Source organism: Streptosporangium sp. NPDC006007 (assembly GCF_040614315.1).
Taxonomy (GTDB): domain Bacteria; phylum Actinomycetota; class Actinomycetes; order Streptosporangiales; family Streptosporangiaceae; genus Streptosporangium.
On the sequence record NZ_JBEXUG010000056.1, the window covers coordinates 21,961 to 29,086 of the forward strand.

A 7,126-nucleotide genomic window follows, 5' to 3' on the forward strand; every position below is an offset into this window, starting at 1 on the left:
ATGGCCTCCGGCGATTCCCGCCGGCCGCCTGATCAGAGGAGGCGCTCATGGACCGCAGGCAACGCCTGTCGCTGCTCAGCCCGGCACTTCTCGCAGTCCTCGCACTCGGAGCGGCCGACGGCTCCCGATCCACGGCCGCTCCGGTTTCCGCCCAGACGGCGGCGGTGAACGTCCCTCAGGGCAAGGCCACCGAAACTCCGGACGAGAAGCCGAGGGCATACCGGGACGCCTACAGAAAGGGCTACACCGACGCCGGAAACGACTGCGGCAAGGCGGAGAGCTTCTCCTACAACGGATCAGATTGGGACAGAAGGGGCTGGGTGGACGGTTACAACGCCGGCCATGCCAACCTGTGCGGGGGAACCGGCTGAGTCCCCCCGCCGTACGGCGCGGTGAGTGCGGCCAAGACGGCCGCGGAACCCGCGGCGGCCATCGGCGCCCGCCCCTGTCCGTGGTCTCCGTCGTCGTTGTCGCCCAGTTGGTCACTCAAACACGAAACGCGGCCAGACGGCGCGGCAGCGACACGAAAGCCCGCAGCGGAGAGAAGAACACCGGAACCACGGCATCCATCATGGGCAAGATCACCCCATACGGCGGCCGCGAGGTGTATCGAGCACCATGGGCGAGTCGATGCGCCGGCAGGCACGGTCTTCCACTCGGATCACGGGGCGGCGAGAAATTCATGATCTTGAAAGCCCGTACCTGTCACGTTTTCAGAACCCCGCCGACCTGACGGGTCGTCGCGAATCGGGTGTGAAGCGACTACGGCGAAGCCCTGGCCGCCCACCCAGCGACGAACCCCCGCCCTTCCGCGCTGGAAGGACGGGGGATCTCGGTGGGGAGGTCACGTTCGCAGGTCGCGGTCGTCGGCCAAGACGGTGCGGTGCGAGTCAACTTCACGCCCGCTCTGGGGCACGTCATCCGCCCGCGGCGTCCTCGGCCTCCCAGCGCAGCAGGTCGCCCGGCTGGCACTTGAGTACCTCGCAGAGCGCGGCGAGCGTCGCGAAGCGCACCGCCTTGGCACGGCCGTTCTTGAGTACCGCCAGGTTGGCGGGCGTGATCCCTACGCGGTCCGCGAGGTCGCCCACGGACATCTTCCGCCTGGCCAGCATCACGTCGATGTCGACGACGATCGGCATCAGATCACCTCGTCCAGCTCGGCCTGCATCCGCGCCGCCTCGACGTCGCGCGCGACGGCCTGGGCGAGCAGCATCCGCAGCACGAGCACGATGAGCGCGACCCCCAGGATGGCCAGGCCAACCCCGCCCATGATGACGGTGACGCCCGGGTCGTCCCGCTGGCCCGGCGCGTTGAGGGCCGTGACCGCGAACCACAGGAGGGCAGCCGCCACGATCGCGCCGATCACGGCGTCCACGTACCGGAAGGCGGCGTGAGAGAACACGGTTTCGCGCCGGACCATCGTCACCAGCCGCCATACGCCGACCAGGGCGACCTGGGCCGACACCATGCCCAGGATCGCGATCACGCGCAGCGGGGTCAGCGGGAGCGACCCGTCCTCCGGGTCACTCCCGCTGACCAACGCCCACACCATCGATGCCTGTACGAACACGGTGCCGGCGAGCACCACCGCGAGCACGGCGCGAAGCGCACGCACTGCCAGTTTTCCCATGACCCACCCTTCCATCGAGTTACGATGAGAATCTATCGAATCTCGATAGGTGAAGCAAGGGGCGAGGCGGAGGGCCGGCGGCGGTTTCGCACCGTAGAGGGACGCCGTCGTCCCCGCCCATGGCATGGCGTTCGCGCGAACCGTCTTGATCTTGTCGAAGCCGGCCTTGCTTGAGCGAGAATCGGACGCCATCCGACTACGCCGAAGCCCTGGAAGACGGGGTGTTCTGACTGGTGGGCACTACTGGGTTCGAGCCAGCGACATCTCATTTGTAAGGCGCTGCGCTGTGAGCGACGTAGCCACCTGTGTTTTCCCACCTGAGGGAAGAGCGGAAACAGCAGAAGCGAGTTCTGTCTACGCGATCTTCGTAGACGCCGTTGTCGACCAGAACAAGCGGGCAGCAATGGCAAAAAAGGACAGTGACACCCGGGATTTGCTCATGTACGCTCCGATTTTCATAGCCGGTCGCGGGTATAGGCGAGGCAGGCAACCGCACGGTCCAGCACCCCTTCCCCCGGGTGAACCGCCCTCAGCTCAAGCACGCCGCGGCGGCCTCGCTCTCTAGAGGGCGGGGCCGCCGCGCCACTCGCCGGCAGCCACACGCAGCAGAGCGCAGCGAGAGCGTCTCCGTTCATTCTCTTGCTGGAATCGGCCACCAATCCCTCTAGCGCTAACCAGTGGCTTTTCCAGACATAACGACAGTCGCATTAAACACAAAGCAAAGTATTGCCCATCGGTAATCCCTCAACGGGAGATCATGGAGGAGTACATTCCTCACGTCAGCACCACGTCCCCACCAAGCAGGCGGTTCCATGGACGACCTCGGCGACGAGGACTGGGTAAGCCAATACGGCACGATTCACGCCCCCATCGGCGGAAACTCCTTCAAGTGCCGGCCGTTTATCCATGAAGACCCCCAGGAGCTATCGCTACTAGCAGGCAAGCTGACACCCGATGAAGCAGCAGGAACCGTGAATCGCAGGCGGACCAGCGGTGCCCTGCCGGGCGACGGTGTCCGCCACGCCTCGGTGGGGAAGCTCCGCAGTGCAGGCTTTCGCGTGTGGCGTAGCCCGACGAAGAAGATCGCTGGTCACGTGTCGGTAATGCCACTGGACGGGAATCGGCCTTGGACTGATGATGATAGCCAGAGATTCGATGCCTGCTTCGAGTCGAAGGCATGGAAGGAAGGCAAGCTGTGAGCGACCTGATCCAGCTGAGGATCGGAGAGCGACCTTGGCTGCCCACCCCCGACACCGAATCCATCGAGATCTTCGACCGCTACGACATGCCAACCTCTGGCCTGGCCAGACAAGACGATGACTTCTTCGTCTTCGACTGTGTCGAGGGCCATGTAATGTCGGTCAACTTATGGGTTTACGCCCAGGTGAGCGAAGATGAAGCCCAGGCGTTACGCGATGCTGAAGGCGATGAGTTCGCGGGTTTGTTCGAGCAAGCCTTCGTGGGCAAGCCCGTGATGGCAGCACTTGCCATCGACTGCCGGATCCGCTCCGGCTCCCAGCTCGACCCCGACACGATCGCCCGGGAAGGACTCATGAAAAGCATCCTGGAGCGTCTCAGTCAAGGGGTTGAGGCCGCCGAGGAGACCGCGAAGGTGGTGAAGCATCTCGTTGCCTGCTAGTCACCCCGAAGCGGCAGGGCCGCTCTGCCAACAGCAGGTAGCCCAAGAACGACAAGGCCTGGAATACACCCCTGCCTCGTCCCGCCCGCAGGGGCAACGGGCCTGACGGGGCCAGGGTCACCTTCGCGGTACGAGCGTGACCACACCGACGGGAGCCCCACATCTCCCCCTGCCTCCATAGCTGCCGCCTCCGGGACTGCGAGCGGGTTCCGTCAAGGCCGGCTTCGCGTATACCTCGCCCGGCGACCTTCCTCGCGTGCTGGTTGCCCTACGGTCACAGCCGGGCTTGACAGGTTCCGGGAGCCCCGGACAATCGAGCGGCGGGGGCACCAATCACGCGCCACCCGGATCGGCGCGCGGAGCGGGCCGTGGAGACCGACCAGACGGAGCCGTCAACGCTGAGCCCCTTCAGGCCAGATGACATGAATCTTCAGTCCTCGCTCTCTGGCTTCGGCTACGACGTCCGCCGTTCCGCCGTATCCCCTGGCGGGCTTGCCGTCCCAGACGGCGAGGAGCTCATCAGCGTGATCAAGCATGAATCGGCTGGCCGCCATGTGTGACTCGGAGGTGGACTCGATGAAATCCATCGCGTGAACCCGCTCGGCTCCGATGAGCAACGCGTCGTACTCCTGGTGCGCCTCGGCGGGTAGTCCCTCCCGGTACTGTCTGGCGGGGGTCACGACCTCCAGCACTCCACCGAGGTCGATGACGGCTCGGGCGAAGATCTGATCGGCTCCGTCCGCGAGACAGGACAGGCCCGTGACCGCGGGGGCGTGTCCGGCGAGCAGTGAGCGGATGGCGTCGTCGATCAGGGTGGTGGTCATGGCGGAAAGGCCCCGGTGTCCGGAGACGGCGATACGGATCATGGTCTTCTTTCTAAAGGAGGGTCGCGCGAAGACGCTCGTCGAACGCGCGGGCGCTGCCGGTCATCGGACCGCCGTAGGTTCGGCGGAACCGTCTGGCACGTTGGATGATCCGCTCTGATCCGTAGGTGATCCCTACCGTCAGGGCGTTTGATACCAGGTGAAAAGCCTCGTCGTAATCTCCGGACATGGCCTTGGCGGTGGCGATCTCCGTCATGAGCACTCCGCGTTGCTTGATGGCCGGTTGGGCCGATGACAACGACTCGGCGAACGCGGCCACGGCTTCGTCCGCGCGTCCGAGCCGTACCATGACCAGTGCGCGATAGCCCGCGAGCTTCGCGTCGTCGAACGGGAAGACCCAGGGCCAGGGCGGTGCCGCCGCCCGTTCGCCGGTGATGACCGCGGATTCGGCCTCTCGTAACGCGGCTACGGCGGCGGGGGCGTCATGGGCGGTCGCGTGGCCGAGTGCCTCGATGCTGCACAGCTATGCCCGTGCGGTCGCCGGTGGCTGTTCACCGAGTTCCCTCCGTGCTTGGGCGAGGAGGTCCAGCGCCGGCAGGGGATCATCGGCGTCGATCTCGAAGGCGGCCAGACTGCCGATCATGTAAGCCGCCAGCAGGGAGTGTTTGGCCTGACGGGCGCTGTCGATCGCCAGACGGTAGTAGGTGCGTGAGGTGCCGATGTCGTGCATGTCGGCGTGAAGCCATGCGGCGAACCCGGCGGCTTCGCTCATCACCGCGCGGATGTCACGGGCGAAGCCGGACCGGGTGGCGCGTCCCAGGACACGGTTCGCCAGATTCACATAGGCTATGGCTCCTCGGGCCAGCTCGTTGGCGGGCGTCGTCGCCTCCAGGCGTCGCTGGGCGCCGGTGATGTTGGTCAAAGTGGGTGCGGTGGTTTCGTCTACCTCCGCACGTTTAGGCAGGGGTAGGGCTGCGAGAGCCGTGAAAGCCGCCGCCTTGCCGAATTCTCTGCGTTTCGTTGGATCGTCATCCCCTCGGGCACCGAATCGGAGCAAATGAAGTGGAAGTCCGATTCGGATTGATATTTCCCGGACCTGGTCCACCGTGAGCGGCTGACGATTCCGCAGCACTTTGGAAACCCAGCTCTGGGAGTAGCCGACCGCCTCGGCCAGTTGGCCCTGCGTCCATCCGTTGGCCCGCTGCACCTCAGCGAGGACGGCGGGGATGTCGCACTCCGCGAGAGCGGCTGCTACGGCGGGCGTAGACCAGAACTGAGGCGAGGGACGGCCGTGGTCCTGTCTCATAACGTTAGGTTATGCGCGGAAGTTCTACCGCACGGATATTCGTGAGAAGAATAATCCCAGTGCTGCCAGTGCTACGGCATTAACCAGGGCCAATGCCCGCAGCGACGATCGCCCTATGAGTGCCTCTCCGCTTCTTACAACGAGGGCTACGGCCTGCGCTCAGGAGTCGCGATGCTTCTCCTGCTCTGCGCTGGAGGCATGGCGTGGCTCTCGCTCTCATCCAAGATCGTAAAAGAGTGGGCCCGTCTCAGTGATTGCGCACTGGACGGGCCCTTGACCGCACGCTGGAGGTGCGATCCATGGAGAACTCTAGTGCCCGTTCCCCTATCGGGGAGAGGGCGGTGGAGCGTCAAGACAAGGCGCTGGCGGTGGTGCAGCGGCTCTTGCGGGAGCAAGGTATCCGCTCTCGGTGTCACCAGACCATCAGCCTGGGCCTGTCGGCGGTGCGCGAGGACAAGGCCGGCGCGGCGGGAGTGTCCGGGCCGTCGTTCGGCTGGAGCGGTTCCCGCCGGAGCTGGTGGTGACCGGCCCGCAGGGATGGCGTGAGGCTACGGTGACCATCGGGGAACGGTCGGGCGCCTACCTGCTGTCCCTGCGCGACGGACCGGACCTCCAGAAGGTCAGGCAGACGGAGCCGGAGAAGGTGGCCGGCCTGATCACCGGGGCGCTGGAGTCGGCGCGGTGAAGGGAGAGCGGGACCGGGCGGGCATCGTGCCGTATCCGCCATCCCGGGAGTCTCGTCCGGTGTCGCCGGTGTCGTCGTATGACTGTCCGGCGGTGCGGGCGGCAGAACGGTTGCGGTCGGCTCTGGCCCGGCAGGGCATCGAATCCGATGTGCACGATGGGTACGGTTTGGCGCTGGTGTCGGTCTGGACCGGGCTGATCGTGTGGTCCAACGGCGACCGGTACTGGTGGTGCGCGGGCTGGCACCCCCAGGAACGGCGCCCGATGTACGCCTCGGCCCGCTGCGGCGACCCCGAACAGGCGGCGTTGCGGGTGGCCCGCCGCTACGCCCGGCTGCGCGCCCTGCATCCTCCGGCGCCGAGGTTGAGCGCAGGTCCGGTGTGAGCGCGATGGACGGGGCCCGTGTCCGACTGGCGAAAGAGGTGCGTGATGGATGGGGCCTGCTGCTGGCCTGCGAGCAGAACGCTCCGTTCCGGATGGGCCCCGGTGCGAGCGCAGGACTGGACGACGGCTCCGGCCCGACCGGGACTGGTGTGGGGACGGGTGAGTAACCGCGTTCCCCTGTCCGGCAACACGGACCGGTCCGCCGGTCAGATGGTGGTCTTCTGCGAGCTTCCCCACGGGGCCTCACTGATCACCGCCGTGGGCCGTGAGGTGCCGGTAGTCGTGCGGCCGGAGTTCCCACCGCCACAGCTCACCGTCTGAAGGCTGGTGCGGCGGCGCGAACTTCCCCTGATGCGCCGCCGCACCGTTTGGCCCCGGCCCCTTGAATCCGCCTGCACAGGAGGGGGCCGGGGCCTTCTCGGCACCAAGGCGCTACAGGGAGCGATGGGTGAGGTAGCGGCGGGGCCTGCCGGAAGGACCGAACTCCAGCGGGCGGCCGTCGTGGCTGAGCATGACACGCCGGACGATCAGTAGCGGTGTGCCGATGGGTTCCATCAGGGCCTGCCGAGGGGACCGTCGCCTTTAGGCGTCGGGGGAATCGGGAGCGGGAGGGCCGCCGAGGCCCGAGCGTGTAGTGGCCCGTCAGATTCGGGCATCGG

General features: G+C 66.3%; 13 protein-coding genes and 1 pseudogene. 7 read left to right on the top strand and 7 right to left on the bottom strand.

What is annotated here, in order from left to right; translation table 11 throughout:
• The first annotated feature begins 47 nt into the window (after positions 1-47).
• Positions 48-371, top strand: coding sequence for a hypothetical protein (locus tag ABZ194_RS27785; protein WP_355599973.1), 324 nt, complete (start codon positions 48-50; stop codon positions 369-371).
• Between the two features lie 546 nt (positions 372-917).
• On the opposite strand, the gene ABZ194_RS27790 is transcribed toward ABZ194_RS27785, so the two are convergent.
• Both ABZ194_RS27790 and ABZ194_RS27795 read right to left on the bottom strand, forming a co-directional pair.
• Positions 918-1,139 carry a helix-turn-helix transcriptional regulator gene (locus ABZ194_RS27790; RefSeq protein ID WP_046086987.1) on the bottom strand — a complete coding sequence of 74 codons (222 nt, stop codon included), beginning with the start codon at positions 1,137-1,139 and terminating at the stop codon, positions 918-920.
• Positions 1,139-1,615, bottom strand: coding sequence for a DUF2975 domain-containing protein (locus tag ABZ194_RS27795; RefSeq protein WP_355599974.1), 477 nt, complete (start codon positions 1,613-1,615; stop codon positions 1,139-1,141). Before ABZ194_RS27795 ends, ABZ194_RS27790 begins: the two co-directional genes overlap by 1 nt.
• 827 nt (positions 1,616-2,442) lie before the next feature.
• Between ABZ194_RS27795 and ABZ194_RS27800 the strand changes: the two genes are divergently transcribed.
• Together ABZ194_RS27800 and ABZ194_RS27805 are read left to right on the top strand one after the other, a co-directional pair.
• Positions 2,443-2,829: a hypothetical protein gene (locus ABZ194_RS27800; protein WP_355599975.1), complete on the top strand. Its 387-nt coding sequence runs from the start codon at positions 2,443-2,445 to the stop codon at positions 2,827-2,829.
• Entirely contained in the window at positions 2,826-3,269 is a 444-nt protein-coding gene (locus ABZ194_RS27805) for a hypothetical protein (protein WP_355599976.1), read from the top strand. The genes ABZ194_RS27800 and ABZ194_RS27805 overlap by 4 nt, the downstream gene beginning before the upstream one ends.
• 392 nt (positions 3,270-3,661) lie before the next feature.
• On the opposite strand, the gene ABZ194_RS27810 is transcribed toward ABZ194_RS27805, so the two are convergent.
• The 4 genes and pseudogenes from ABZ194_RS27810 to ABZ194_RS27825 form a co-directional block, all read right to left on the bottom strand.
• Positions 3,662-4,135, bottom strand: a complete 474-nt coding sequence (locus ABZ194_RS27810; protein WP_355599977.1) for a hypothetical protein — start codon at positions 4,133-4,135, stop codon at positions 3,662-3,664.
• Positions 4,136-4,145: 10 nt separating this feature from the next.
• Positions 4,146-4,349: a hypothetical protein gene (locus tag ABZ194_RS27815; protein WP_355599978.1), complete on the bottom strand. Its 204-nt coding sequence runs from the start codon at positions 4,347-4,349 to the stop codon at positions 4,146-4,148.
• 267 nt (positions 4,350-4,616) lie between these two features.
• Positions 4,617-5,015 (bottom strand): hypothetical protein, encoded by a 399-nt coding sequence (locus ABZ194_RS27820; RefSeq protein WP_355599985.1) that lies wholly within the window; start codon positions 5,013-5,015, stop codon positions 4,617-4,619.
• A 147-nt stretch (positions 5,016-5,162) separates the two neighbouring features.
• A pseudogene (locus ABZ194_RS27825) lies at positions 5,163-5,399 on the bottom strand (helix-turn-helix transcriptional regulator); the annotation flags it as partial.
• A 341-nt stretch (positions 5,400-5,740) separates the two neighbouring features.
• Between ABZ194_RS27825 and ABZ194_RS27830 the strand changes: the two are divergent.
• From ABZ194_RS27830 to ABZ194_RS27845, 4 genes are all read left to right on the top strand, one after another.
• Positions 5,741-5,923, top strand: a complete 183-nt coding sequence (locus ABZ194_RS27830; protein WP_355599979.1) for a hypothetical protein — start codon at positions 5,741-5,743, stop codon at positions 5,921-5,923.
• Positions 5,924-5,952: 29 nt separating this feature from the next.
• Positions 5,953-6,084 (top strand): hypothetical protein, encoded by a 132-nt coding sequence (locus tag ABZ194_RS27835; RefSeq protein ID WP_355599980.1) that lies wholly within the window; start codon positions 5,953-5,955, stop codon positions 6,082-6,084.
• A gap of 92 nt (positions 6,085-6,176) precedes the next feature.
• Positions 6,177-6,467, top strand: coding sequence for a hypothetical protein (locus ABZ194_RS27840; RefSeq protein WP_355599981.1), 291 nt, complete (start codon positions 6,177-6,179; stop codon positions 6,465-6,467).
• 159 nt (positions 6,468-6,626) lie between these two features.
• Positions 6,627-6,788, top strand: coding sequence for a hypothetical protein (locus ABZ194_RS27845; protein ID WP_355599982.1), 162 nt, complete (start codon positions 6,627-6,629; stop codon positions 6,786-6,788).
• 111 nt (positions 6,789-6,899) lie between these two features.
• Here ABZ194_RS27845 and ABZ194_RS27850 read toward each other — a convergent pair whose 3' ends face one another.
• Positions 6,900-7,022, bottom strand: a complete 123-nt coding sequence (locus ABZ194_RS27850) for a hypothetical protein (RefSeq protein WP_355599983.1) — start codon at positions 7,020-7,022, stop codon at positions 6,900-6,902.
• Positions 7,023-7,126: the final 104 nt, after the last annotated feature.